Origin of the sequence: Neolewinella aurantiaca (assembly GCF_008014675.1) — a bacterium.
Taxonomy (GTDB): Bacteria; Bacteroidota; Bacteroidia; order Chitinophagales; family Saprospiraceae; genus Neolewinella; species Neolewinella aurantiaca.
The window spans coordinates 78858-104664 of sequence record NZ_VOXD01000018.1 but is presented as its reverse complement, the minus strand read 5'-3'; the positions used below and the strand labels follow the sequence as shown (position 1 = coordinate 104664).

The following is a 25807-nucleotide window of genomic DNA, read 5'->3' as shown; positions in this document are numbered from 1 at the left end:
TTTTTTCTGAATCAGTGCTTTTATGCCTGCTGCAAAAAGCTTTTCAAGCGCTCCATTGCCACCTCCAGCTCCGCGTAAGATACACAGGAATAGACCATCCGGTACCAGCCGCGTTCCGGACTGCCCTGGCCTACGGGCGAGGTAAGCAGAATCCCTGTTTCATCGTAGACGCGCTGCCATAGCTCCATTTCTGCTTCAGCGGTGTCAGCACGAAGAAAGTTGCTCAAATCGAACCAAACGAAGAGGCTGCCCGCGGCGGGTGCGTATGCAATGTTGGCAGCCCGGAGTGTACGGACCACGAGCGCATAGCTCTCCGTTAGCCGGCGGCTGTTGTCGGAGATGTATTCTCTGACCCAGTCTTCATCCTCAAGCATCCGTTGCACAAGCCACTGGCTATGGTTAGAGGCCATCGAGGTGGAGCCGATATTGCCCCATGCTTCCAGCATTTGCTCATTGTGAGAATAAATCATTCCCATCCGGAATCCGGAGATGCCAAAGTCTTTGCTGAACGAATACCACCAGTGGAAATATTCGCTCTTGCGGCTTTCGAGAAGGGGCAGTACGGAGGTGAACCATCTCCGCTCGCCGTAATCGTCGATGAGGTCTTCGTGGTCCTGGTCGATTAGCGAAAGGCCGTAAATTTCATTGACGACCAGGTGTACTTTATGTGCTTCGCACCAGTCGGCAAAAGCAAGGATCTGGCTTTCGGTAAAAACCTGACCGGTTGGGTTGTTGGGCTGGGTCAGGATGAGGACGCGGAAGCGGTTGCCGAGTTCAGCATAAGCGCGATCAAGGTCTGCAGTGGTATGCTGAAAATAGGTCGGGAAGCGAAATCGACTGTCGGGTTCTCCGGCTGTCGGCTGGTGTTGGAGGTCATAGCGTTCCATGCCGGCCTTTGCGCCAATATCGGGGGTGTAAGCCATGTAGGCCGGACCGGGGATTACGGCCACATCGCCCGGGTCGCCCAGTAGGAGAGCAGTCATTTCAATAATTGCCGCCGCGCCAGCGGCGACGCCGAGCCGTTCGGGGTTGAGCGGGCATCCCGAAAAATGCCGTTGAAGAAAGGCCGCTGCGGCTTCGCGCAGCTCGGGAGCTCCGAGTATAGAAGTGTAGGAGGCCACCCAGCCTGGGGTTTCGTTCTCTGCCTGAATCCTTCGGAACTTATCCCTCAATTGCGGCCAGCTCAGGCAGTTTTCGGCTATGGTGAGGGTGAACTTGCCTTCAGGATTATCCTGTGCGTCGTATTTGTCGTCCATCGCTTCGTAGAAAGCGTCGAGGTCTGCACGTAAAGGTTGGTTGGCGGCAGACTTGCCGCGCTGAGAAAGAGACATTGAATTCGTCTTTTAGGCTGTTTGTGTGTTATCCTGTAAACACTTCCTGAGGTGAATGTTTCGTTGGCCGTGATAAGGATGATTTCCTGCTGAAACGGGGAAATAATGCCGGGCAGGACTCTGCCGAACTTATAATCAGGGGCATTTGTCTAAAGAACAGGCTCCTCTATCTATGCCACAATAATTTTCGCTTACTGAACCTTACATTTGTCATTCTACGAATCTAACACTACCCAATGTCCAATTTAGCTAAAGCTTTCAATACTATGTCACAAGAAGATGACCGTTTTGCCAACGTTTTAATGAAGGCCCTGGAGGATAAGAACCTTGAAGGCTTTGATTATCTCGAATTCAAGCAATCTGTTGCTAAGATGGAAGAGATAGGAATGGACCACGACACGGCCATCCGTGCTGCTTTTGGTACCGGATCTACCGTTGGGCTTACGCTGGAAAAGCTGGTGAAAACCGCCAAGTACTATACTGAAGTGTTGCAGGACGAGAAGTCCAAGTTCATGAATTCCATGGAAAAGCACCTCATGAGCAATGTAGAGGGCAAAGCCAAGGAAACAGGAGAGTTGAAAAAGAAGATTGCGAACTGGGAAGCAAAGATCGAGCAATTGCAGGCGGAAGTTGCCAAAGCCAAAGCCAAAATCGACTCTGCCGATGAACTCATCAGTAACGCTAAGGAAAAAGCAACCATGAACCAACAGGGATTCGACGATGCGCTGGAAGTGATCACCTCCGCTATCCGGTCAGATGTCGCGGATATCACGCGTGTACTGGGCTAATGGCATAATGCTGCTCCTGGTGCTTCGCTTTCTTATTCTCAATTTTGCTTTTCGATAATCTTTTTTCCTGATGCCACAATTTCCACCCGATGTTACTCCGAAGAAATCATTTTGGCAACGCCCTGAGGGCGTTACCGGACTGATTTTTCTTGTTGCCCTAATAGCTGGCGGCGCCTTTTTACTTTCGACTTTCTGGACCCTTGTCGGGTCCTTTCTGGCAACTACCGCAGGCATCGTCGTATCGGTAGCTGTATTGGGTACTATTCTTTTCTCTGTTCTCGACCCCCGTACCAGGGCCTTGTTCGGGTACATGTACAAGAGCGCGATGAGAGCCATAACCGGGGTTTTCGTAAATATCGATCCCATCGGTATTCTCAAATCTTACATCGAGAGCCTCGAAAACAACCTTCAGGATATGCGAAAACAGATCGGCAAACTGCGCGGTCAGATTCGCCACCTGAAAACCCTGGTAGAAACGAACGAAACGGAAATCAACAAGCAACTGAAACTGGCCAAGTTGGCCAAAGAGCGCGATAAGCGCCAGCAGATGATTCTCAGCAGCCGCAAGGCTGCCCGCCTGCGCGAGAGCAACCAGAAATACGAGGTTTTACTGACCAAGATGGACGTTCTCAGCCGCGTGCTCAACAAGATGCACGACAACTCAGAGATTCTGCTGGAAGACACACGCGATCAGGTGGAGCTGCGTATCGTAGAGCGTAAGGCCATCCGCGCCAGTCATGGCGCGATGTCTTCAGCTATGTCGGTCATCAACGGAAATCCGGATCAGCGGGCAATGTTCGACGCTGCGATGGAGGGAATTGCCGAAGATGTAGCCAATAAAGTAGGAGAGATGGAACGGATGATGGACCTGTCCAACGAGTTCATGTCTTCGGTAGACTTACAAAATGGTGTATTTGCCGACGAAGGATTACGGATGCTCGAAGAGTGGGAGCAAAAGTCTGACCTCATGCTCGCCGGAGGGCACATTGAAGTGGATAAAGTGGCCAAGAAGACGGGGACTGAAGACATTCTGGACCTCGATGCTATTCCACGTCGGGAAAAAGACGTGCAGACCCGGGGGAAATCCTCGGGCTACGATTCATTTTTTGAATAACCGACTAACCGAAACACAAAAGGCCCCGACAGAAAAATCTGCCGGGGCCGAAAGGGCCGCCACCATCAGGAAGTAACCACTACCCCGATAACCAATCGGATGGTTGTCAACCGGACGCACTAACCAGCGCAGATGTGGACGTGGCCAATCTTTACTTCAGTGAATCTGTTTCTTCCAATGACCAGCCGCCACCCAAAGCACGGTAAATGCTTACGAGTGTCGTGGTGGTCCCGATCTCACTTTCGGCGAGCTGGCGCTGTGCTTCGAGCAGGTCGCGGTTGGCCACCAGGTAATCGAGGAAATTGTCGAGTCCGGCCTCATAACGGTCTTTTGCCAGAGCGGCAGCAGTTTCACTGGCCAGCGCACTTCGGCGCAGAATATCCCGCCGCTCAAGTTCGCCGCTGTAATTGGACAGGGCGGTGTTGACCTCTTCGAGAGCAAGGAGAACAGTTTGCTCGTACTGGTTCAGAGCGGCCAGAGCACGGGCATCTTCGGCTTCGATTTGCCGACGCACCCGGCCAAGGTTAAAGGCTGACCAGTTGATACGGGGCATGAGGGCCCAGGTAAAGGCACCTCCGGTGCCCAGGCTGGCAAAGTCAATAGCCGAAAAACCGATGTTTCCGCCAAACTGAATACTTGGGTACAGTTCGTCCACCGCCAGGTTGTACCGGGCGGTCTGCTCGAGTAAAGCCGCTTCGGCCATTAGTATATCGGGCCGGCGACGGAGCAATTCTACGGGGTTGCCGATGGCAACCGAAGGAGGTAAACTTGGCAGAGGACGAAACTCATCGAGCGCGGGCGCATCAAGTTCTCCGGGAAGTTCTCCGGAAAGAGTGCTCAGGGCGTTGCGCAGCGCGGCAATGCGGGCATCCAGTTGTGGCAGCAAAGCGGCGGTCGACTCCCGCAGTGCTTTAGCGCGCTCAACGTTTAGGCTGTTGCTCGTTCCGGAGTCTACCAGGAGTTGCGTTACTTCTAATGCCTGGTTTTGCTCTTCCATGTTCTGAACCGCAATGCTGCGGAGGTACTGCGCACCACGTAATTCCAGATAGTTGCGGGCAACCTCGGCAAAGAGGCTGACGTGAACAGATTGCAACTCGGCCGAAGCCCGTTCAAGGCCTGCCTGTGCTAAGCGGTTCCGGTCGGTCACCCGGCCGAAGAGGTTGGTCTCCCAGGTAACGTTACCGAGGACATCGTAAGTAGAGTACTCCAGGTTGGCGTTCTCACCCTGAGCAAAAACGTTCTCTCCCAGCCGTTGGCGGGTATAGCCGGCGGTGGTGCCTACGTTGGGCAGATAATCTACTTTAGCACGACTTAGCTCAGCTCGGGATGCGGTTAAATTCGCTGCCGCCACGGCCAGTTCACGGTTTCCACGTCGTGCGCCATCGATCAACTGGTCGAGCGCCGGATCGTTGAATGCGGTCCACCAATCGGCAATGGGCTTGGCGCTGGTTTGATAAAGGCTATCTGTATCTAGTGTCCAGGCTGCCTCAGCTGCTTTTTCAGGCAAATCTGAAGTGCCGGATACGTTGTCGTAGCTACGTTTTGAGGTCGCACACCCAACTAGGAGGAAGGCGATCGATAAATGAAATATATATTTCATGGTTGGTTGGTTCAGGGGTTAATAAAGGAAACTCACAGGCGGTTAGCCGGGCAGGTCGACGGAAGTCGTCGGTACAGTAGGCTGCGCTGGTTTTGGGGGAAGCCTGATCATTCCGAGGCGGCGACTTACCACGTAGAAGACCGGCGTCAGAAACAGGCCGAAAATGGTAACCCCGATCATCCCGATGAATACAGCTGTACCGAGAGAGTTGCGCATCTCGGAACCGGCACCAGTTGCAATCACCAGCGGAACAGTACCCAGAATGAACGCAAACGAAGTCATCAGGATGGGCCGCAGGCGGAGCGCTGCGCCTTCCTTTGCTGCTTCCAGCAGCGACATTCCCTCGTCTTCTTTTTGTTTGGCAAATTCTACGATCAGGATGGCATTCTTACTGGCGAGGCCGATGAGCACGATCATCCCGATCTGTGTAAGGACGTCGTTCGGGAAAGAGAAAACATCAAGGCCGATCAGGGCTGAGAACAAAGCCATCGGAACTACCATAATGACTGCCAGCGGCAGTACCCAGGATTCAAATTGAGCTGCAAGCAAAAGAAAAACGAACAGAACCGCCAGCAGGAAAGCTATTCCGGCGGTGCCGGAAGATTGCTTTTGCTGATAGGCCAGTTCTGTCCACTCGAAACTGAAGCCGTCGGGCAGTGTTTGTGCGGCAATTTCTTCCATGGCTGCCAGTGCTTCGCCCGAGCTGACTCCGGGGGCAGGAACACCCTGGAGGCCTGCGGCGGTAAACAGGTTGTAACGCTGTACCCGGCTCGGCCCGGCTACTGTTTCAAAATTCGCTACGGTTCCCAGCGGAACCAGTTCGCCCTGTTTGTTCCTTACCTGAAGTCGTTCTACATCATCCGGCTCTGCCCGGAACTCGGCGTCGGCCTGGGCGGTAACACGGTAGGTCCGTCCCAGGTAGTTGAAGTCGTTGACGTAACTGGAACCGATAAAGGTGGCCAGGGTAGAAAAGACGTCGCTGACCGGAACGCCGAGGCGTTCCGCTTTTTCGCGGTCAACATCAAGGAAGAGCTGGGGCGTATTGGTGTTGAAAACGGTAAATACTGCGCTGAGTCGCGGGTCTGCATTGGCCGCAGCAGCAAGGGCCCGGGTAGCTTCGGCTAACTCGTGAACGCCCTTACCTTCCCGGTCCTGGACCATCATCTTAAAACCTCCACCATTGCCAATTCCGCGGATGGGCGGGGGAGTAATGGTAAATACGTTCGCGTCCGGGTTTCCACCTACGGCTGTACGGACGTTTGTCAGTAAGTCCTCGTAGTTTATTCCTTTCGCGTTCCGTTCCTCGAAGGGTTCCAAAGGGCTGAAGATTGCCGCAGTATGACTGGCGATGGTCCGGGTTGCACCGTCAAAGCCGGAAAAGGCAATGGCGTGACTGACACCGTCTACTGCCATAATTTTATCCGAAGTCGCCTTTACGACTTCTTCCGTCCGGCTAAGGCTCGCACCCGCGGGTAATTGTATTACGGTGATAAAATAGCCCTGATCCTGATCAGGAATGAAGCCAGAAGGGACCCGGTCGTATTCGAAGGCCGTCAGGGCGAGTAAACCCAGGTAAACGAATCCAATAATGGCTGTCCGGCGGATGAATTTACCTACGATGTTACCGTAGCGGCCGGCCATCTTGTTCATCCCGCGGTCGAACGAATTTGCGAAAGCGCCCAGTGGGCGCTTGTACCACGGTTTGTCGGTTTTTGCCTTGGGCTTGTGCCGCAACAGCAACCGGGCCAGTGCCGGAGAGAGTGTCAGCGAAACAAATACGGAAATAATCGTCGCCGTTGCGATCGTAAGGCCGAACTGCTGGTAAAAAGAGCCGGCAATACCATCGATGAACATTGTTGGAAGGAAAACGGCAACAAGAACCAGGCCCATTGCAATCAGGGCTCCTCCCACCTCGGTCATTGTCTTACGCGCAGCGTCCCGGGGGCTCAGCCCTTCCTCCAGCCAACGTTCCATATTCTCTACCACCACGATCGCATCGTCTACCACAATCCCGATTGCCAGGACAAGACCAAACAGAGAGAGGTTGTTGAGCGAGAAACCCATGGCAGACATCACCGCAAACGTTCCGATCAGCGAAATCGGAATTGCAACGATAGGAATAATCGCAGCACGCCACGAGTGCAAAAACAAGAGGATTACGAGTATAACCAGAAAAACAGCTTCGTAAATAGTATGCTGCACCTCAACGATGGATTCTTCCACGAAGGTGGTCGGGTTGTAGGCAATCTCGTACGCCATGCCTTCCGGAAAATCCTGAGACATCTCCGTCATCAGTTCCTTAATGGCGTCTGCCGTTTCAATCGCATTTGAGCCGGGGCGCTGGCTGATGGGCATCGCTACTGCGTTGCGGCCGTCCAGTAATCCCCGGGTCACGTAGCTTTCTGATCCAATTTCTACCCGACCAATGTCGCGGACGCGGACAACACTGCCATCCTCACCCGTTTTAAGAATTATGTCTTCAAATTCAGTAGATGTTTCAAGACGCCCTTTGGTCTGGATGCTGAGTTCAAACGCGCTTTGCTCGGTACTGGGAGACTGGTTCAGCGTTCCGCCGGAGACCTGAACATTTTGTGCCCGGAGCTGAGCGATAACTTCCGTTGCGGTAATTCCTCGCGCTTCCAGTTTGGACGGGTCGATCCAGATCCGCATGGAGTAAGCCGTAGCACCAAACAGACGAACATTACCAACACCATCGAGGCGCGAAATACGGTCGCGCATGTTCAGTACGGCGTAGTTGGCGATGTAGGTCTGGTCGAAGCTTTCATCCGGACTGAAGAGGTTGACCACCAGCAGGAGGTCGGGAGAAACCTTATTGGTGGTTATTCCGACCTGGCTTACCTGCGCAGGAAGGCGCGGGCTCGCACTGGCAACCCGGTTTTGAACGAGTACCTGCGCCTGGTCGATATCGGTTCCCTGTTTGAAGGTTACATTAATGGAGACCGAACCATCAGAGGTGCTCTGGCTCGTCATGTAAAGCATGTTTTCAACGCCGTTGATCTCCTGCTCAAGAGGGGTTGCTACGGTAGCCGCTACCGTTTCAGCATTGGCACCGGGGTAATTTCCCGATACATTGATGGTGGGAGGAGCCACTTCGGGGTACTGTGCGGTTGGCAGGCTGGAGTAAGACAAGCCACCCACCAGCATAATAAAGATGGCAATGACCGTGGCCAGAATTGGCCGGTCTATGAAGGTGTGGGAGATATTCATTGGTTAGTTTTTTGGTCCGGTAATCCGTTGGGAACAGGCATGGTTAAGGCCGTTCACCGCCGGTCGGTGAAGTTCTTCCAAGCCGTAGCTCAGGCTATTCGGGCAGGACTATTTTAGCGCGGCCGCAGGTGCAGGGGAGGTGGATGAAGAAGCAGTGCTGCGTGGCGCAACCTTCATGCCCGGTGCAATTGCACCGAGGTTGGAGGTTATCACCCGCGCGTCGGGCGCAAGACCGGAGGTGACGATCCGCTCACTGCCTTTGTAGAGGCGTCCGGGCTCGATGGGGGTTACCTGTACGGTAGAGTCTGCGCCAATGGTGTAGACAAATTTTACGGTTTGGTTTGTACCAATCGCTTTGTCCGGTATCATGGTTGCCGGGTAGTCGGGGCGACTCAGGAACTGAGCCCGGCCGTAGAGGCCTGGCTCCAGCAAACCATCGTCGTTTTTGAACGTAGCGCGGAACTGCATAGCGCCCGTACTGCGGTTTACTTCATTGTTTACAAAATCCACGGAGCCGGTATGTGAGAACCCATTCTCGTCGGCCAGTTCTACCCGTACGGGAACCGAACCGCTGTGGCCAGAGCCTGGCGCCTGCCGTGCGTACCGGAGGTAGTCATCTTCCGGAACGGAGAAGTAGAAGTACAACGGACTCGTTGCCACAATAGATGTCAGGACGGTAGCGTTGGAATTTCCACCGCTGACAATATTGCCGGCGTTGACTAAATCCCGGCTTATACGACCGGTGATGGGGGCTTTTACCTGAGTCCAGCTCAGTTCCAGCTCTGCGGCTCTGACCCTGGTTTCCATACTTTGCACCTGCGCCCGCGCCACCGAAACGGCTTGCTCGCGCTGATCGTACTCCTCCAGAGATACCGCTCCGGATTCCTTCAGGTTTTCAACACGGCTAAAATTGTTTTCCGATTGCAACAATGCAGTTCTGGCCTGTAAAAGATCGGCTTTTGCGCGGTCTACTTCAATCTGAAACGGACGTTGATCAATGGTATACAAGACCTGACCTTTTTTTACGATTTGACCATCGCGGAAATGAACGCGGTCGATAAAACCACCAACTCTGGCACGGACATCTACCCGCTGGCTGGCCTCGAAACGGCCGGAATATTCATCCCAACTCTGAATGGTATCGATGGTTGGGTTAACGAATTCTACGGGTTTGGGAGGTGGTGCAGTAGTTGCTGGTTGAGACTTGGGCCCGGCAGCGGAAATAAAGAAAAAAACGGCTATTGCCAATATGGCAAATATTCCCCCTACAGAAATGAAGGTTTTGGTACGTTTAGACATTTTGCTTGTGGTTAGTTACAAATGAGACGGAGTGGTTGGCTCCTGAGCATGCAAAGGTGGTGGCGTTCTCTCTCATTGCGGTAGGACGTATTCAAGCAGAATATGCACATATCACAGATAGGCGAAAAAATCAGGCTCGCCGAAAACTGTTAGGGGTAGAACCGGCGTGCTGTTTGAAGTAGCGGGAAAAGTAATTGGCGGAGGTGAAGCCCAATTGGTAAGCAACTTCGGCTACCTGTAACTCGGTGTTTTGCAGGTAGCTTTTCGCTTCAAGAATGATCTTGCGCTGGATGATGGAGGAGGCAGTGCTCCCGGTAAGTTTTTTTAGCAGATCGTTGAGGTAGCTCGGGTGCAGGTTCAGTTCGGCCGCAATACTGGCTACGGTTGGTTGCTCATCGGATAATCCCCTGGCTATCCGTTCCAACTGGTTATCGATGGCGGAAAGGAACCGCGCGTGAACGAGCGCGGCGCGCTGATCTTCGGCAGATTTGCAGTCTTCACATTCCTTGAACAAACGCCTGCTCTGGAGGAGGTAGATGTGCAGGAGGTGCTTCAGGATGTCGAAACGTTCTGCGGTAGGATTTTTGATCTCGGCCAGCATCAGTTCCGCAGTCGTTTCGAGGGGTTCGCTCTCCGGCGCAGAGAAATGGCTGAGGTTGTCGGTATCGAAACGAAAGAAAGGGAAGCGGGTCGCAAAATCCCCCGCCTGAGGATCCAACTGGGCAAACTCTGCGGTGAAGCAAATCGCGTAACCATGAACAACCGGAGCGATCACTTGCCAGCTCTCAAGTTTTCCCGGATAGGCAAAGTACATCGAGTTGCCGCTGGAGGACAGCTTGCGCCCGCTGTCCATGAATTCGACACCGGGAGACGTAAAGAGAATTAAACGGTAGAAGTTGCTTCGAAAGAGAGGCATCAATCTCCGTTTGTCCATCGGCTGGTCTTCGATCCGCATAACCGAAAACTGGTCAGACTGCGGCGTCCCGATACCGAATGCCCGGTAGAACTCGGTAATGGTAGACAGGAGCGGTATGTGGCTGTTGGTCGATTCATTCATCTTAAGAGGGGCTTACGGTAATCAACACCCCACTTGGAATTTGGATGAATCAATTTCCACGTTGGTCACCAGGGAAACATAAACCCGCTTAGGTTGGCTACCGGTGAGGAAGCGCAATTAAGAGCGACCCGGAAAAAGCAGCGTTTAATACCGTTCGTCCAACCATCTTCCAATGGCTTCCAGCGCCGTTGGGTCAAAGGTTACTTCGATGGTGCCGTATTCAGTAGGGCTTCCTGTTTCGGCGGGCTGAAACAGGTGGTTGAGACCAAGCAGGGGCGTGATTGTTACGTCTTTATTGCCGTTAATGGCCATCGTCTCTGCGATCGCATTGAGGTTCGTCATGCCATCCACCTGGGTGTCCAGCAGGCCATTGATGGCGAGTACGGGAATCGAAAGTTGGCTCAGGAAATCTTTTGGCTCAAAGGCGATGAAGCGGCGCATCCAGGGCGACGAAAGTGGTTTTACGTATTGTGCGTTGAACGCACGGGGATCGACGATGCTTTTCTGCAACGCCGGGGGCAGGTTCTTCAATTGTTCTTCGAATACTCCGTAAAGACCTTCAACGTAATCTTCCTGGCTGAGGTCCGGGTTGTCTTTGATCCAGGCGTAGGCGGCGCGCAGGGTGGGTTCGTCGCGGCGGATAAGCATTTCGGGTTGTCCCATCGAGAGGCCGACCTGGCGGCGTTGTTCCAGCATGAGGCTGTCGATGGATACAGCGGGAGCGGCCATGAGGATAACGAAATCGAGTTCTTCATCCCGGGAGGCAACAACGGGAGCAATCATGCCGCCTTCGGAATGTCCGGCAACGCCGATGGGAACCTTCTTTAGCTCTTTGAGGGAGCGCAGGTACGCTACGGCGGCGGTTGCGTCGAGGGCGAAATCATCGGAAGTAGCGGAGCGGAATTCCCCGGTAGACTCACCTACACCCCGGTCGTCGTAGCGCAGCACTGCGTAGCCCTTGCGGGTCAGGTAATCGCTGAGCACCAGAAAAGGGCTGTGGTTGATTTGGCTGCCCAGGTAAGCGTTGCGGTCCTGAGGGCCGGAACCGGAAACGAGCACAATGGCGGCTTTAGGTTTGCCTTTTGCCGGCATGGTGAGCTCGCCGGCGATAACGACGCCGTCGGCTCCGCCGGGGAAATTGACCGCAGAGCGTTCGTACGGAAAGTCCACGGGGTCCTGTGGGCGTGCGGTTATCGTGATCGGTCCTTCTTCAATGGGGTATGCCTGTGGGCGGTGGCGGGTAAAAATAACGGGGAAATCCTGATTGGCCTGGTTGAAAATGCCGCGCAGCTCTTTACCGTTCAGTACACCGTCGATGGTTACCCCCGTTTGAGCCTCCTTTGCGGTGAATTTTTTACCGTCGAAAGTAACCGAGGTTAAAGGGATTTTAACCTTGGTTTGCGAAGGGCTTTTCATTGCACCTGCGTACGCGCCGCCTTCGGCTTTTATTTCCAGGCCAAGCGGTAGTTTGGTTCCCATTGCATCGAGAATGGTATACCAGTTTCCGGAAATATCCTGAGCAGAGAGCGTGGAAAGCAGTAAGGGCAAAAGGAGAACAGTAAAGAAAGTACGCATTAGCAGGAAATATTTTTTAGGCGCGAACGCCGGTGCAGAGCAGGTTTTTTGAAAGCAGGGAACACGAGGAAATTGTTCGCTGTTCGGACGATTGACTTCAAACAAGGTCACCGTCCTCTTCGTCGGGCAAGCGGTAAGCGTAAACAACCGGAATCAGTGTGATGGCGCCAACGATTATCAGCAGCACCACCGTTACCGTCCCTCCTCCCAAAAGCAATCCGTTGATAACCATCAGTACGCCGCCAAGCAGGAACAACGGACCGGCAAAACGGTGGGTCTTCGTCCACTTTTCTTCGCTGCTCATCGTCGGCGGTACCCGAATGCCGATGTATGGATTCTTCCGTAAAACCGGCAGGTAATTACCCATCGCTCCGAAGAATAAACCCATCAGAACCGAAAGACCACCGAGCCCGGCGTAGCTTCCGGCTTCTGCTCCGTGAATGATGTAGCAGGTGATCAGCGACACGAAAATTAGGGTGATGGTCCCGATGGCGCGTGACTTTTCGGGCGCTTCTCTCTTCGCAATCTTTTTCTGGATGGCGGCCATAATGAGCATCACCATCGGAACCATTATTGTGGGCAGCAGCCACAAAATATACTTAGGCCCCCAGCCGTCGGGCTGGCCCCGCCAGTCGAAATGAATCGGGATTTGCTCGGGCAACCCCCCGTAGATCGAAGCGAGATAGATGAAGGGCAGAAAGACGAACAGAAGGGAGGTGATCAGATGAATGTTTTTCATGACAGGAGGGTTTGTGGATGGCTTGGCACCCGTGACATTCTATTCTTTGAGGTCGATAACCCACGCTAGCAGATTTTCGACAACGGTGGTGTTGAGGTGGTGGTGCAGGAACTGGCCACGGCGTTCTACGGTGATGAGGTCGGCCCGCTTCAGCAAGTCCAGATGGTGAGAAATACTGGGCTTGGAAATATCGAAGGCCTCGGCTATCTCTCCGGCGGTCATACTCCCCCGTTTCAGCAGCTGAAGGATTTTGCGGCGGGTAGGGTCTTTCAGGGCCTTGAAGACTTCGTCCATAATAAAGATAGTTCTTTAGTTTGATAGTTAGACAAACGTCTAAATGATAAAGTTTAAAAAACCTACTGGTTTTTTGGCCCCGGCTCACTCCGTGAGCCGGCCTAAGCACGCTCCGCATGCGCCCGGTTTGAGCGCCCTCCGGGCGCTTATCGTTTGTACCAATAAGTACTAGAGCCTCGCTGGGTTTCTTCAGTAAGTGGATTTGTGATCTCGCATTCGAGTTCCAACCGTTGCTTCCCACGAGGTTGAGAAGGGATTATGTATTCCGCAAGGCCATCGTATCCAACTTTCAGGAGTTGTCCGTTAACGCTCAACTTGACGTTCTTAGGATTCATGGACGAGGCGTAAGTTCCTACACCTATCCGGATTTTGGCTGGAGATGCTGGATCAAGATAGTCGAGTGGATCAATAATCACTGGGTAATATTGATCTACAACCAAGCCGCATGAACTGCCCATCCAACTCAATTCGCTCAAGATTTCCTGAAGAGTGGAAAGATAAATGAGCATCAGTACATTTCGCTCAGACTGAAAATCAACGGGCCTGAAGTTTTGAATTTTATTTAAAGCTGAAACAACTGTTTTTTCCAGTTTTTTTACTTTTTCTTCAAAGTCAGCTGTTCGTAAATCGTAAATTTGATGGTTTACTTCGAGGTCACGACTCCAGGCGTCGTAAACGGATAAAATGCTCGCTGATGTTTGATCGCGTAACATCTTAATAGTGATTTGCTCAGGGGAGTCAATGGATTTATTGAACATGTCAGTCAATGTAATTTCCTCCTCATTCGCTATGTCAAAAATTTCAAGTAATGGTCTGAATCGAGCCTTGCTGTCATCAGACAACCGATAACGAAGTTGTTTCTCTAAGAAGCGGATTTCGTCCCTTTTTTGAGTAATCACCGATTCATGTACTTCAGAATAGCGAGTTGAAACCTCCGCTTCCCGCTCCATGAAGTACAGGTACTGCCCGTAAAAAAGACCTCCAAATAAAGTGAGGATTGCAAAGATGAGCGCAACGGCATAAGTTCTGGACATAGGAGGTGGGTTTCAAACGAAACAATAATTATTTCCCCGTTATTATGGTGCCGCTACGCATTAACACCCGGCCCCGGCTCACTCCGTGAGCCGGCCTAAGCACGTTCCACGTGCGCCCGGTTTGAGCGTCCTCCGGGCGCGAATGCTGGGGCGAACTCGGAGAGTTCGCGGGCCGCTCGCACGCGGAGCGTGCGTCGGCCACTAGCGGAGTACCCGCGTATCGTACGTTCCGATTCCTTTCTCTTTTAGCCAGGTTTGCTGTGCCCGCAGGCGCCGCAGGAAGTCTTCGTAGTTGCGTTTGGGTTGTGGCGTCCAGCCTACCTCGGCCAGGGCGAGCAGGCGGGGGAAGGTGAGGTAGTCGATGTCTTCGATGCTGCGGATAGTCTCGCCCCACAGTGGTGCTTCAACGCCCATGATATCGGCATCGGTGATGCCGTCTACCATCGCTTTAGGATCCCAGAGGTAAGCGGAATCGACTTCGATGTAGGCTGCCCAGTGAAGCCCAAGCCGGCTCAGGCTGTCGTACTGCATATCCAGATAAGTGCGGGTAGCCGGGCTGAACAGCACCTGATTGCCTTCCTTTTTGGCCATTAGGGCGTATTCAGAGTGGTTCCAGAGTTGGGCGATGGAGCCTTCGTCCAGGCCGGCAACGGCGACTTCGTCCCAACCGATGGATTTCTTACCGTGAGAAATCACGATTTCCTGAGCGCGACGGATCAGCTTCACGTAGTCGTCGTGTGGCGTAACGGCGCTTTCGTCGCCGCCAATGTGGAAGTACGGACCAGGCGTGATGGCGGCGATTTCGCCGACCACCGCGTCTATAAATTCGTAGGTTATTTCTTTGTTGGCGTCTAAAGTACTGAAGCCCACTTTGGTGCCGAAGTAAGGGTCGCGGGCCTTACCGTCCAGATTGAGTTCTGCGTAGGCATTCAGGGCTGCATTGGTATGCCCGGGCATGTCGATTTCCGGCACGATGGTGATGCCCTGCGCCGCTGCATAGCGGACGATCTCTTTGTAGTCTTCCTGCGTGTAGTAACCTCCGGGGGTACCGTCGACTTCAAACATACCTCCTATTTGGGCCAGCCCCGGCCAGGATTTGATCTCGATCCGCCACCCCTGATCGTCGCTGAGGTGAAGGTGGAGATGGTTGATCTTGTAAGTCGAAATGCGGTCAATTACCTGCTTTACGGTATCTACGCCGAAGAAGGTCCGGGCAACGTCGAGCATATAGCCTCGGTAGGCGTAGCGGGGCTGATCGGTAATGGTGCCGGCGGGCAGGAAAAGCCCGCGTTCGGTGTCGGGACTGAAGGCCACAACCTGCTCCAGAGTGATCGCGCCGTTGAGGAGACCGGCCTGGTCTTTGGCGGTGATTGTTACACCCTCAGAAGCAATTTGCAGAGAGTAGGCACCGTCGGATAACCGCAGCGCAGGGTCCATGTTGGTGGTCAGTGGCAGGGCCGGAACTTCTTTGCTCTTCAGGTAAGCCACTGCACCTGCGTCTGCGCCCTCATTATTGATCACCTCCGCAGGGTCAACGTACAGGTAGCCTTCCGAATTCGAAATTTCAACGGGCAATGGTACCAGCGGGAGGTCGCTCAGCGGCGGCATCGCTGGTGGTGGTGGAGTGTCGCCGCAGGCAAAAAAGAGGGTAAACAACAATAAAGGAAGAATGTAGCGCATGATCGATATTTTGCAGGAGGGCAAGATACAACGCGGGCGCGAACGCAGGTGCCAGGGCCGGTTTTAGGAAGCAAGTTGGCGCCGGAGATCTCAATTGCAGACCTTAAGGTAAGTAGCTAGTAGCTGATAACGAGCGCGTTAAGTCAGGATTAAATTTGGGCGAAACAAGCGCTTCGCAACTTTTTCACGCCAGCTTAAGGTTATCTTGGCAAGCAAAGCATTTCTCCAACCCGTAATCAAAACCTCAATCATGAACCAAATCGCTCTGACCGATATGAAATGGCGTCGCTTCGATGGCCGCTCCATCGACCTGCCGATCGCCGACGCCGTGCGCGCCACCCTCATCCGGGAAAAAGAAGCCGGTCACCGGCTCAAGGTCTGTATTGGGACCGATAGCCAGGTACGCGGCAAAACCACCGAATTCGCTACCGTCATCGTATTCCTGCGCGAAAAGAAAGGAGGCTTCATGTTCATCGCCAATTACAAAACGGAGCAGAAGATGTCCATCCGCGAGCGGATGATCCTCGAGGTAGGCCGCTCCGTAGAGATTGCCTACGCACTCTGTAACCTGCTCGACGAACATGGGGTGGAACTGGAAGTTCACGCTGACATCAATACCGATCCCTCTTTCGAGTCTAACGTTGCCCTCAAGGAGGCCATGGGCTATATTCTGGGTATGGGCTTTGTGTTCAAGGCGAAGCCCGACGCTTTTGCCAGCTCGGCCTGTGCCGATAAAGTTTGTTGAGCCCTGCTGCGGGCCTCTGAAAGCACCGTGATGTGCGCATTCAGGGGCTCGCAGCCCTATCGAATTACCGGCTCCATTTGGGCTTGCGGAAAAACAGCCAGGCCACAACAAAAATAGCGATCCAGTAGAGTATTTCTACCGCCCAGGCCAGCGACATTGTTCCCCATTCAGAGTGAACTACCAGAAAGATAAGGACAACGTAGAGCACGGCTACAAGGGTTTGTATTTTCAGAGCAAAACGGGTTTCGCCCGCGCCAATGAGCCCGTTGAAGAAGATACTCCCAAAACTGAAAGTGCTGAGGATACCCCACAAAACCCAGAAAACGGGGTAGGCGGCATCGATAAGATAAGCCCTTTCGTCGCCCAGGATGGGGTAGAGGAAGTAGCGTGGAAAAGCCAGCAGGGGAACGATCATCAGGGTCGTAATCCCAAGACAGAGGAAGGATGTCTTCCAGAGTACCGTACGTACGTTTTCGGGCTGGTTAGCACCAACGAAGTAACTTGCCATGGTATTGATGCCGGTGCAAAAGCCCCAGGCGGGAATACTCAGAATGAGGTAGGCAATGCGTACAATGTTGGTGGTCGCAAGGGCTCGTTCTCCGAAGTTATCCACTAACCCGAAAAAGATGAAGCCACTACCGAGGCCAACCACAGACATCGCTACGATAGGGACAGAGAGGCCGACTATCTCACGGATGATTACTGGATCCCACTTCGGTAATTTGAAGATGTTGTAGACCCTGTTTTTGCGGTCCAGAACCATATAGATCAGAAATACCAGCAAAGCAACGTATTCGGCAATCGTGCTGGCCAGGCCAGCACCCGCAATGCCCATTTCCGGGAAGCCGTACATGCCGAAAATCAGGGCCCGGTCCAGGAAAATATTCGTTGCTGCGAGCAAAAAGGTATCCAGAATGATGAAGAGCGGCCGGGCAATTCCCGTATACAACGCGATGCATGCTACCCCGAAATAACTGGCAAAAACACCCCATTTTCGCATTTCGAGGTATTCCAACGATTTGTAAAAGATCACATCCGAGTCCACAAGGCTGGCAAAAAGCCAGTAGGCTCCGTGGGTCATGAACAGAAACATGATTATCGCAAGGGCCAGCTCAAAGTAAACCGTGGAGTAAAACACACGCCCTACTTCGTCCGGTTTGCCCTGGCCCGCTCTGCGGGCCATCATGATCTGTCCGCCCCGGCTGAAGCCAAAGCCGATGGCTGCTACAATCAGGTAGAAAGCCGCCACGAAGCCGATGGCGGCAAAGTCTTCCTCGCCAGTATAGTACAGGAAAACACTGTCCGTCATCGCTACCACATTCTGGGCAGCGCTGCCGATGATAATGGGCAGGGAAACCTTCCAGATGTCGCGGTAGGAGGTGGTTAATTTCACGTAGCAAAGATAGTAACGCAGGGTTGTAGTAGCGTAGTCGGTACTACTCGTTATGCGCAGTGCATGACTTTCTTATCAACTAAAACCTGAACGTTTAAGGAGAAACGGAAGCAATTTCGTGGTACGAAACCACCGGGAGGAGGCACAAAATTAACCGTCCCTCTTCAAAAGAATGTAATGCGGAGCCATAAGTCTCACCCCCTTAGGAGGGGGAGCAAACCAAATTGTCGCTCTTCTTCCCCCCAACTGGGGGCCAGGGGGCCTAAAAGCGATAATGTGGTTTGCTCCCTTACGGGGCGGTCATCTCCGAAGAGGCGGTAGTAGTGCCGGAAATCACCTGCGGTGATCTTTCAGCAGTGCTCTTTTGCCGCAGCAAACGAGCTACTGAATCACTGGCCTCCGTGCCGCAATTTAAGGGCATCTTCCCGCAGACGTTGTAAAAACGGACTCGCGAAGATGAAGTCCTCCAGGACCTCGTTGTCACTTTCCAGTACCTGAGACTTGTCGCCCCGCCAGGCCACGTGTCCGTTCTTCATTAGCAGGATATTGTCGCCGATTCCCATAACTGAATTCATGTCGTGGGTATTGATGACGGTCGTAATGTCGTTCCGGGTGGTGAGGTCACAGATGAGCTCATCGATCAGGATAGAAGTTTGGGGATCAAGGCCGGAGTTGGGCTCGTCGCAAAACAGGTACTTGGGCTCCAACACCATTGCGCGGGCGATACCGACGCGCTTCTGCATACCACCGGAAACTTCGGAGGGGTAGCGGTTGTTGATGCCTTCCATGTTTACCATCTCCAGGCACTCGTCTACCCGCATCTGCTTTTCTTTCATGGAGCGGCGGGTAAACATGTCCATCGGGAAACGAATATTTTCGCCTACCGTCATGGAGTCGAAAAGGGCGTTGCCCTGAAAAAGCATCCCGATCTTCATCCGTATTTGGCGAAGTTCTTTCTTGTCGAGCTCGAAGATATTGACGTCGTCGTACAGGACCTGCCCGGAATTGGGCGTAAACAGGCCAATCAGCAACTTGAGCAGCACGGTCTTTCCTGCTCCCGAGCTACCAATGATCAGGTTCGGTTTCCCGGAGTAAAATTCGGTGGTAATACCTTTAAGTACGTGGTTCTCCCCAAAGGACTTTTCGATGTCGATCGTACGGATCATAACGGATATTCTATGAGGGCTATTAGGTCAGCAACAGTGCGATGATGAAATCAAAAAGGAGGATCAGGACATTCGAAACCACTACCGCGTTGGTACTGGCTTCTCCCAGTTCGATGCTTCCTCCTTTAACGTAGTAGCCAAGGTAGCAGCTTACCGAGGTCAGCAGGAACGCGAACACCGAAGCCTTTACGAACATCATGAAGACGTAACGCGGTACAAAGTACGACCGCAGCCCCAACACATACTCAGTGTGCGACAGCGTACCTGGCAGTACGGTTGCTACGTACCCGCCAATGATGGAAACGAAGGCAGAAATGGCCACCAACAGCGGAATCACGATTACAGCGGCGATAAGCTTAGGCATTATCAGGTACGCAGCGGTGTTGACGCCCATTATTTCCATGGCGTCAATGTGCTCTTTTTGGCGCATCCCCCCAATTTCAGCCGCAAGGTTAGAGCCGACTTTTCCGGCAAGAACGAGACAGGTTATGGTAGGCGCCATTTCGATGATGGTGATGTCGCGTACGATGTAGCCGATGTAGTAAGTTGGTACAAAACTGTCTCCCAGCTGATCAGCGAACTGAACGGCGGTCACCATCCCGATAAACATCGAAATCAGGATTACGATGAAGACCGAGCCAACGCCGATCGCATCCATTTGGCGTATCGTCTCTTTGTAGTACATCGAGAACCGCTCAGGCTTGGCTACGGCGGTTTTCAATAAGAGGACGTATTGCCCGAATTTATAAAGGAAAGTATCTATCAGCATGCTTGGCCGGGTGAAATGAGCGTTGGCTGGAGGAGTAACGTAGTGGGTTGCGTTATAGTTTGATGTTCAGGAAGGCTAAATAGAGTAGCCGGGGCGCGGCCGCAGGTGCAATGACGGTTGGATAACGCAAGGGACCAGAGAGCAACGCCTGACAATCAGCTTGTTCATGGTTCCCGGAGTCAGGAATAGTGGCGGTCAATGCAAAAGCCCGCAGACGAACTGATCGTCTGCGGGCTCGGTGTTATACTCCTGATAGTAGGTTAAAAGGGCATGGTTCCGCCGGAGAGGCCCATGGTCTCCCCCGTGATGTAACTGGCTTCCTGGCTGGCCAGCAGAACGTACACCGGAGCGCATTCCACTGGTTGCCCCGGACGCTTGAGAAGGGTGCTGCTGCCAAATTCTTCGATCTTATCCTGAGGCTGCCCTCCGGACGGTTGCAGCGGTGTCCAGAACGGGCCGGGAGCTACGGCGTTGACCCGGATTCCCTTATCGGCCACCTGCGCCGCCAATGACTTGGTGAAGGAGACAATACAGGCTTTGGTCTGGGCGTAGTCGAGCAGGTTCGCCGAAGGATCAAAAGACTGAATCGAGGCGGTGTTGATGATGGATGCGCCTTCTTTGAGGTGCGGCATCGCCGCACGTGTAATCCAGAAAAGAGCGTAAACGTTGACTTTAAAGGTGTTGTCGAACTGCTCGGTAGTGATGTCTGTGATAAACTTCTGGGCGGTCTGCCGACCGGCGTTATTGACCAAAATGTCGAGCCCTCCCATCTTTTCGACGGCGGTAGCCACGAGCTCTTCGCAGAATTCCTCCTTGATGATGTCACCAGGGATGGCCACGGCAGTTCTGCCTTCGGCTTCAATCAGTTTGATTACCTGTTTGGCGTTCGCTTCCTCTTCGGGGAGGTAGTTGATGGCTACATCCGCGCCTTCGCGGGCAAAAGCAATGGCTGCAGCACGACCGATACCAGAGTCGCCACCAGTGATCAGGGCTTTCCGGCCCTCCAATCGGTTATTGCCTTTGTAGGACTCTTCCCCGTGGTCGGGCCGGGGCGTCATGTCTTCTACTGTTCCCGGGCGCTCCTGCGGCTGCCGGGGGAAAGGGGGCTGGGGATATTGGGTTTGAGGATTTTGTTTTTTTAAACGATTTTCGGAGGAATAATTCATGGCACTCATTAATATAGGTTTACAATAATCGACACAGAATAATTCTGCGTACGCTTACTGCAACGGAGCACCAAAACGGCAGGTTCGCTCCGTCCGGCGGTGCTAAGGCGGGTACTCATTGTTATGTTTTAAGCGCAAATTCCGTACGGTGGGGGAGCCTCTGCCTGGCTGTCCGTTGCGACGAAGAGTTAAAAAGGACTGCCTGAATACCTTGAAATCGCAGATCAGGGTTTGTGGTAATTGAAACCCTACACCCGATGCACAATACCCTGTTAAGCCTGTTTCTGATAACCTCTCTTTGCACCTGCGGCCGCGCCCAATCGTTCAGCGCTTTCTCCGGAGACCTGCTCAAAATTGAAGAGAAAGCCTTTCGTTACGGCTTCGATCACTATCCTGATATGATGGAGGTGCTCGGGCAAATCAGTTTTCCCGCGCTCGATTTTTTGCCCCGGGAGACCGAAGTCAATTTTCCCGGGGTTACGTTGCCGTCTGCTTTTGGTTTTCTGCTCAGTTCCACCCTCACCGTCGACACCGCCGGCTGCCATGTTTTTACCCTGGCCAGCGACGATGGTTCCCGGCTATGGATTTCTGATTCCCTGGTTATCAACAACGGCGGGCCCCACCAATGGCGCGTAAAAAGAGATACAAGCTGGTTCGAACCCGGAGCGTTTCCGGTCCGGGTCTGGTACTTCAATGCCTACATTCCGCTGATGGGGCTCGCGCTGAAGGCAGAACGATTGCCCAACGGCAATCTCTGTGCTTTACCGCCGGTAAGTTTGCCTGCGGCAACTCTTTTCGAGGCTGATCAATCCCGTCTGCGCCCCGGCGCCATCGCCGGACTCAACGTTTTTGCTGCCCGCCTGGCCGGCCGTCGTTCCGGGAAAGTGATCGTTACCGGGCATACCGACGCGGATGGACCGCCCGAATACAACCAGCGCTTGTCGTTGCGCAGAGCGGAGGCCGTCGCCGGGTTCCTGCGGGAAAAGCTAGGCGAATCCTCGTTGGAATTTGTGGTCATCGGAATGGGCGAGGAACAACCACTGAGCAAAGTCAAGGCCGAAAACCGCCGGGTGGAAATAAGGGTGGAGTAAGTGCCGTCAGCGTTTTCAGGCTTCCTCTTTCGTCATCCATCGCTCCATTTCCCAAAGCATGTGCAGGATCGATTCTTCCGCAGCGTAGCTGTGGTCTTCGTGGGGCAGGAGGCAAAGCCGGGCCGTTTTACCGAGTGAGTTCAGGGCGGCAAACAGACGCTTGCTCTGCACCGGGTAGGTGCCCGAGTTAGCGTCTTCTTCGCCGTGAATCAGAAGCAAGGGCGCATCAATTTTGTCGGCGTGGACAAAAGGTGAGAGCTTGATGTACGTATCGGGAACCTCCCAGAAGGAGCGTTCTTCGGCCTGGAAGCCAAAGGGCGTCAGGGTGCGGTTGTAGGCACCGGAACGCGCTATGCCTCCGGCAAACAGGTCGGTATGGGCCAGCAGGTGGGCCGTCATAAATGCGCCGTAGCTGTGGCCGCCTACGTAAATCCGTTCCGGATCAGCAACGCCCAACTCAATCAGTTTTTCGACCGCAGCCTTGGCGTTGAGCTGAACCTGCTCAATAAAGGTCTCGTTGGGTTCCTGATCGCCCTCACCTACGATTGGCATCGCAAAATCGTCGAAAACCGCAAACCCTGCCGCTAGGAAGGGTAGGGGGCTGAGCGGCGATATCCGGGTGAACTGATGCGGACTCGTTGTTACCTGGCCGGCCTTTTCGGCATCTTTGTATTCCTGCGGGTAGGCCCACATGAAGACGGGCAGTGGGTCGCTTTCGCCCGCTACGAATCCCTGCGGTGTGTGGAGGTCTCCCCTCAGTTGAACGCCGTCTTCGCGCAGGTATTCCAGTTTTTCCAGGTTGGCATCCCGCAGTTGTGGGTAGGGATGCTCGTAATCGGTCAGTTGAATTTCTTCGCCGGTGATCAGGTTGCGCAGAAAGAAGTTTGGCCGCTCAGTGGTTTGCTCTCGGCCCATGAAGAACCAGTCGGGGTGTTCGTCGAGGAAGTAGCCGGGGTATTCGAACAGGGGCGGGGTAGACTGCCAGAGCCGGTTGATGTTTCCCGTAGCGATTTCGTAGGTATCGATGAAAGGCTGGCTCCCCTCGGGGCCGTGGCCGATGCCGGCGAGAACCAGTTTGGTGCCTTCGTCTCTGGTGAGCAACACCGAATGGTCGTTGCGCTGAGTGATGGTCATGAAGTTGCCCGGGTCATTGTAGTCATCTTCCCAGTTCTGGTCAAAGATCACTTCGGCGGGTCGGTCGGGAGAGTCGGGCCACCAGCGCCGTGTTACCTGGCGGCGGTCCTTGTAACTCCAGTCGATAAAGATGGCCAGGTCGCCTCTGCCCCAACGGATCGCGCCGTAGCGGAGGGGCATTTTTATACTTGGCTGTGGCTCGCCGGTGAAAGGAGGCTCCAGGTAAAAGAGCTGGTCCCGGAATTCAGCTTCATTGCGGGTGTCTCCGCCATCCTGAGCCACCGACCAGTAGAGCTGTGCAGGGTGGTCGCTGCGCCAGCTGAAGCGGCGGGGCGTACTCGCCACGGCATCAAACGGAGCAGGAATGTGCTCGCGGGCGGGGCGCTCGCACAGGAGCCTGATCAGGTTCCCTTCTGCATCGAGGATTTCGATCCGGTCAGCAAATTTCTCAAAAGGAACACTAAAGCTAAAGGGCTCCGTAATCCGTACAGCAACGAAGTATTTCTTGTCCGGGCTGGATTTTACACCGGAAATAATGCCCGGTTCTCCCCATTTTTTTTCTTCGCCCGTTGCTAAGTTAACCAACCATATTTGCGCTGTGGCGTAGTACCGGAATACCTCGACGTCGTGTTGGCTCTGAAGCAGATTGGTATAGGTTCGGTTACGACCTTCTTTGCCACTGGTGTCTTGCACGTTGGGTCCGGTAACCACCGCTTCGTCGGGAGATTCCCCACTGTTAGGAATACGCCGCTTGGTCATGACCACATCGTCAGAGACAAACTCGAAAGTGTACCCGCCAAGGCTGTTGTTAAGGTCTGCGGGCCCGTGAGGCGTGCATTCCAGGGTCTCTGTCGGGCAACTCCATAGCTGCAAACCGGTTGGTGTGTTCAGGCAAAAAGCAATGCGCGTGCCGCTGGGAGACCAGGTGAAGGAGCGGAAGGTTCCATTTTCGGGAAGGTTTTTCAACGGAGTTTCCTCGCCGGTTCGCAGGTCGCGCAGGCGCGGCGCGTGGTAACCACGGTGCCCGTAAGGAGTATAAGTAGCCGGGTTGATCTGGCGGCCCGCCAGTTTCAACTTTGGCTCGCGAAGCTCCTCAATTGATGGATAGCTTGGCCGTTCGGCAATCAGCATGAGGTTGCGGTCCGGACCGAAAAAGAGGAGAGGGTCGGGTTTCAGATTCACAAGCGAAGCAATCGCCGGGGAAGGTGTCTGGTAAGTCAAAGGGAGCTTGTATTATTTGGATGCTTAGCTTTTCTGCTCCTCAACTCTGTGTGAGTCTGATGGGGCAAGCTAATGTATGGGCGCGGCCGCAGGTGCTATGGAAAGCATAAGTGCAGGCCGTTTCAGAAAGTGACTGGGATGATGATCTAATCTTCGTCGTACGACGGGTCAACGGTGTCGATTACAACGTTACTGAAGGAGTACTCGGCGTACTTTTCAAGGTGCGTAAACTCCAGTCGTTCAGGCCAGTTGTCGTCAGGAATCCACTCCTCGAGCAGCGTTTCCAGAATCGGCAGGTAGTTGTCCTCAATCCAGTCGTCTGCTTCTTCGATATCATCGAAATCGGGTAGCAGGTAAACGGTGCTCAGGTCCGACGGATCATCGAGGTCGATCTCTTCCGCAAGACTTGGGTCTTCGCTTATGGCCCACTTCAGCAGGGCTTCACTGGGCGAAATGATGAGGGCAACGCGATTAATGTCGTAGAGTTCCATGTGTGTAGATTGAGTGTTATGGAGTAGGAACGCCATTGCAGGGTCGAATGTTGAACCTGCGATCTTATTCTCAACCGGTTGTTTGTACCAGCGTCTGCTGTCCTGATCATTGGCGCAGGAGGCCCCCGCGAACCAGAGTATCATTTTGTTCCATCCTGGCCGTCACCGGTCAGTAGCGAAGGGATATGAGTCAGGGGTGGTTGCCTGACAATTATACTCAGATAATTGAAACAGCCGGACATTATGGCGCTGCGTCGGACATATTGTCTAGTCACACTGGCAACCGACTTCACCGAGCAATTCGCGGTGTTCTTCCAGTAATTGCTGAGTTACTTCGTAGAGTTGCTCGTACTGAGCGGCAAACAGTGCGGTTTCTTTGCAAGGGGTACCCAGGTTACGCTTTTTGTACTCAAAAAGCTTCCGGGAGGATTGTACCAGTTCGGTCAGCTCTATAGCCCGATGGCGGAGCTGGGCAAGGCGTTCGTTCTTTTCCGTCTGTCGCTCGTCGTGAGCGAGCTGAGCCAGCAGTAATTCGTTGGGGTCACTAAGGTCGCGGCGGGTAATATCTCGGGGGTGAACTTGAAGTAAGTTGCTGATTCTTAGTAATTTGCATATGCTTGGTTCGGCCGATCCACTCTCATAACTGGCAATGTTTCCCCGGTTTAGATTCACTTTCTCTGCCAGCTCAGACTGGGACCATCCCTTCCGGTTGCGAAGGACTTTCAGGTTGGAGGCGATAAAATTAGGTAAGGCCTGTGTGGCAGGCTTTATGGCTTCCTTGGTTTTCATATGGTCTTAAGAACTGATTACACCATGTTTACAACTCATTGACAAAAATGGTTGCTCTGTGTCAAATTTTTTTACGTTTATATTCGTTTTGGCCGAACCATGG

21 protein-coding genes are annotated in these 25807 nt (G+C 53.5%); 4 read left to right on the top strand and 17 right to left on the bottom strand.

Annotation, left to right across the window (positions count from 1 at the left end; genetic code table 11):
• Positions 1-20: 20 nt before the first annotated feature.
• A complete protein-coding gene (locus FUA23_RS12815; protein WP_147931140.1) occupies positions 21-1331 on the bottom strand; it encodes an aminotransferase class I/II-fold pyridoxal phosphate-dependent enzyme in 1311 nt (436 codons plus the stop codon).
• Positions 1332-1597: 266 nt separating this feature from the next.
• On the opposite strand from FUA23_RS12815, the gene FUA23_RS12810 reads away from it, so the two are divergent.
• Both FUA23_RS12810 and FUA23_RS12805 read left to right on the top strand, forming a co-directional pair.
• On the top strand, positions 1598-2119 hold the full coding sequence (locus FUA23_RS12810; protein ID WP_147931139.1) for a hypothetical protein: 522 nt from the start codon (positions 1598-1600) through the stop codon (positions 2117-2119).
• A gap of 70 nt (positions 2120-2189) precedes the next feature.
• Positions 2190-3233, top strand: a complete 1044-nt coding sequence (locus FUA23_RS12805; RefSeq protein ID WP_147931138.1) for a PspA/IM30 family protein — start codon at positions 2190-2192, stop codon at positions 3231-3233.
• Positions 3234-3384: 151 nt separating this feature from the next.
• On the opposite strand, the gene FUA23_RS12800 is transcribed toward FUA23_RS12805, so the two are convergent.
• The 9 genes from FUA23_RS12800 to FUA23_RS12760 all read right to left on the bottom strand — a co-directional run bounded on the left by FUA23_RS12800 (position 3385) and on the right by FUA23_RS12760 (position 15739).
• Positions 3385-4833, bottom strand: coding sequence for an efflux transporter outer membrane subunit (locus FUA23_RS12800; protein WP_147931137.1), 1449 nt, complete (start codon positions 4831-4833; stop codon positions 3385-3387).
• Between the two features lie 42 nt (positions 4834-4875).
• The gene (locus tag FUA23_RS12795; RefSeq protein WP_147931136.1) at positions 4876-8061 is read right to left on the bottom strand and encodes an efflux RND transporter permease subunit; all 3186 of its coding nucleotides are present in this window, start codon (positions 8059-8061) and stop codon (positions 4876-4878) included.
• A 108-nt stretch (positions 8062-8169) separates the two neighbouring features.
• The gene (locus FUA23_RS12790) at positions 8170-9360 is read right to left on the bottom strand and encodes an efflux RND transporter periplasmic adaptor subunit (protein ID WP_147931135.1); all 1191 of its coding nucleotides are present in this window, start codon (positions 9358-9360) and stop codon (positions 8170-8172) included.
• Between the two features lie 130 nt (positions 9361-9490).
• The gene (locus tag FUA23_RS12785; protein ID WP_147931134.1) at positions 9491-10417 is read right to left on the bottom strand and encodes a helix-turn-helix domain-containing protein; all 927 of its coding nucleotides are present in this window, start codon (positions 10415-10417) and stop codon (positions 9491-9493) included.
• 144 nt (positions 10418-10561) lie between these two features.
• Positions 10562-11992, bottom strand: a complete 1431-nt coding sequence (locus FUA23_RS12780; RefSeq protein WP_147931133.1) for an alpha/beta hydrolase family protein — start codon at positions 11990-11992, stop codon at positions 10562-10564.
• A 97-nt stretch (positions 11993-12089) separates the two neighbouring features.
• Complete coding sequence (locus FUA23_RS12775; RefSeq protein WP_147931132.1) at positions 12090-12731, bottom strand: SdpI family protein; 642 nt, start codon at positions 12729-12731, stop codon at positions 12090-12092.
• A gap of 39 nt (positions 12732-12770) precedes the next feature.
• A complete protein-coding gene (locus tag FUA23_RS12770; RefSeq protein ID WP_147931131.1) occupies positions 12771-13025 on the bottom strand; it encodes an autorepressor SdpR family transcription factor in 255 nt (84 codons plus the stop codon).
• Positions 13026-13171: 146 nt separating this feature from the next.
• Positions 13172-14059, bottom strand: coding sequence for a hypothetical protein (locus tag FUA23_RS12765; protein WP_147931130.1), 888 nt, complete (start codon positions 14057-14059; stop codon positions 13172-13174).
• Positions 14060-14260: 201 nt separating this feature from the next.
• Positions 14261-15739 carry a family 20 glycosylhydrolase gene (locus FUA23_RS12760; protein ID WP_147931129.1) on the bottom strand — a complete coding sequence of 493 codons (1479 nt, stop codon included), beginning with the start codon at positions 15737-15739 and terminating at the stop codon, positions 14261-14263.
• A gap of 274 nt (positions 15740-16013) precedes the next feature.
• Here FUA23_RS12760 and FUA23_RS12755 point away from each other — a divergent pair, with 274 nt between their 5' ends.
• On the top strand, positions 16014-16484 hold the full coding sequence (locus tag FUA23_RS12755) for a ribonuclease H-like YkuK family protein (RefSeq protein WP_147931165.1): 471 nt from the start codon (positions 16014-16016) through the stop codon (positions 16482-16484).
• Between the two features lie 64 nt (positions 16485-16548).
• Here FUA23_RS12755 and FUA23_RS12750 read toward each other — a convergent pair whose 3' ends face one another.
• The 4 genes from FUA23_RS12750 to FUA23_RS12735 form a co-directional block, all read right to left on the bottom strand.
• Entirely contained in the window at positions 16549-17877 is a 1329-nt protein-coding gene (locus tag FUA23_RS12750; protein WP_147931128.1) for an MATE family efflux transporter, read from the bottom strand.
• Positions 17878-18266: 389 nt separating this feature from the next.
• Positions 18267-19043 carry an ABC transporter ATP-binding protein gene (locus FUA23_RS12745; protein WP_147931127.1) on the bottom strand — a complete coding sequence of 259 codons (777 nt, stop codon included), beginning with the start codon at positions 19041-19043 and terminating at the stop codon, positions 18267-18269.
• Positions 19044-19065: 22 nt separating this feature from the next.
• Positions 19066-19812 carry an MlaE family ABC transporter permease gene (locus tag FUA23_RS12740; RefSeq protein WP_147931126.1) on the bottom strand — a complete coding sequence of 249 codons (747 nt, stop codon included), beginning with the start codon at positions 19810-19812 and terminating at the stop codon, positions 19066-19068.
• 260 nt (positions 19813-20072) lie between these two features.
• Entirely contained in the window at positions 20073-20978 is a 906-nt protein-coding gene (locus FUA23_RS12735) for an SDR family oxidoreductase (RefSeq protein ID WP_147931164.1), read from the bottom strand.
• A gap of 257 nt (positions 20979-21235) precedes the next feature.
• Between FUA23_RS12735 and FUA23_RS12730 the strand changes: the two genes are divergently transcribed.
• Positions 21236-22069 carry an OmpA family protein gene (locus FUA23_RS12730; RefSeq protein WP_147931125.1) on the top strand — a complete coding sequence of 278 codons (834 nt, stop codon included), beginning with the start codon at positions 21236-21238 and terminating at the stop codon, positions 22067-22069.
• 15 nt (positions 22070-22084) lie between these two features.
• Here FUA23_RS12730 and FUA23_RS12725 read toward each other — a convergent pair whose 3' ends face one another.
• The 3 genes from FUA23_RS12725 to FUA23_RS12715 form a co-directional block, all read right to left on the bottom strand.
• Positions 22085-24424 carry a S9 family peptidase gene (locus FUA23_RS12725; RefSeq protein ID WP_147931124.1) on the bottom strand — a complete coding sequence of 780 codons (2340 nt, stop codon included), beginning with the start codon at positions 24422-24424 and terminating at the stop codon, positions 22085-22087.
• Positions 24425-24570: 146 nt separating this feature from the next.
• Positions 24571-25059, bottom strand: coding sequence for a hypothetical protein (locus FUA23_RS12720; protein WP_147931123.1), 489 nt, complete (start codon positions 25057-25059; stop codon positions 24571-24573).
• Positions 25060-25182: 123 nt separating this feature from the next.
• Complete coding sequence (locus FUA23_RS12715) at positions 25183-25704, bottom strand: helix-turn-helix domain-containing protein (protein ID WP_147931122.1); 522 nt, start codon at positions 25702-25704, stop codon at positions 25183-25185.
• Positions 25705-25807 lie beyond the last annotated feature (103 nt).

Bases quoted from the DNA above. Each gene is read 5' to 3' on its own strand.
- FUA23_RS12815 (WP_147931140.1), bottom strand. From the start codon at position 1,331: ATGTCTCTTTCTCAGCGCGGCAAGTCTGCCGCCAACCAACCTTTACGT.
- FUA23_RS12810 (WP_147931139.1), top strand. From the start codon at position 1,598: ATGTCACAAGAAGATGACCGTTTTGCCAACGTTTTAATGAAGGCCCTG.
- FUA23_RS12805 (WP_147931138.1), top strand. From the start codon at position 2,190: ATGCCACAATTTCCACCCGATGTTACTCCGAAGAAATCATTTTGGCAA.
- FUA23_RS12800 (WP_147931137.1), bottom strand. From the start codon at position 4,833: ATGAAATATATATTTCATTTATCGATCGCCTTCCTCCTAGTTGGGTGT.
- FUA23_RS12795 (WP_147931136.1), bottom strand. From the start codon at position 8,061: ATGAATATCTCCCACACCTTCATAGACCGGCCAATTCTGGCCACGGTC.
- FUA23_RS12790 (WP_147931135.1), bottom strand. From the start codon at position 9,360: ATGTCTAAACGTACCAAAACCTTCATTTCTGTAGGGGGAATATTTGCC.
- FUA23_RS12785 (WP_147931134.1), bottom strand. From the start codon at position 10,417: ATGAATGAATCGACCAACAGCCACATACCGCTCCTGTCTACCATTACC.
- FUA23_RS12780 (WP_147931133.1), bottom strand. From the start codon at position 11,992: ATGCGTACTTTCTTTACTGTTCTCCTTTTGCCCTTACTGCTTTCCACG.
- FUA23_RS12775 (WP_147931132.1), bottom strand. From the start codon at position 12,731: ATGAAAAACATTCATCTGATCACCTCCCTTCTGTTCGTCTTTCTGCCC.
- FUA23_RS12770 (WP_147931131.1), bottom strand. From the start codon at position 13,025: ATGGACGAAGTCTTCAAGGCCCTGAAAGACCCTACCCGCCGCAAAATC.
- FUA23_RS12765 (WP_147931130.1), bottom strand. From the start codon at position 14,059: ATGTCCAGAACTTATGCCGTTGCGCTCATCTTTGCAATCCTCACTTTA.
- FUA23_RS12760 (WP_147931129.1), bottom strand. From the start codon at position 15,739: ATGCGCTACATTCTTCCTTTATTGTTGTTTACCCTCTTTTTTGCCTGC.
- FUA23_RS12755 (WP_147931165.1), top strand. From the start codon at position 16,014: ATGAAATGGCGTCGCTTCGATGGCCGCTCCATCGACCTGCCGATCGCC.
- FUA23_RS12745 (WP_147931127.1), bottom strand. From the start codon at position 19,043: ATGATCCGTACGATCGACATCGAAAAGTCCTTTGGGGAGAACCACGTA.
- FUA23_RS12740 (WP_147931126.1), bottom strand. From the start codon at position 19,812: ATGCTGATAGATACTTTCCTTTATAAATTCGGGCAATACGTCCTCTTA.
- FUA23_RS12735 (WP_147931164.1), bottom strand. From the start codon at position 20,978: ATGAATTATTCCTCCGAAAATCGTTTAAAAAAACAAAATCCTCAAACC.
- FUA23_RS12730 (WP_147931125.1), top strand. From the start codon at position 21,236: ATGCACAATACCCTGTTAAGCCTGTTTCTGATAACCTCTCTTTGCACC.
- FUA23_RS12720 (WP_147931123.1), bottom strand. From the start codon at position 25,059: ATGATACTCTGGTTCGCGGGGGCCTCCTGCGCCAATGATCAGGACAGC.
- FUA23_RS12715 (WP_147931122.1), bottom strand. From the start codon at position 25,704: ATGAAAACCAAGGAAGCCATAAAGCCTGCCACACAGGCCTTACCTAAT.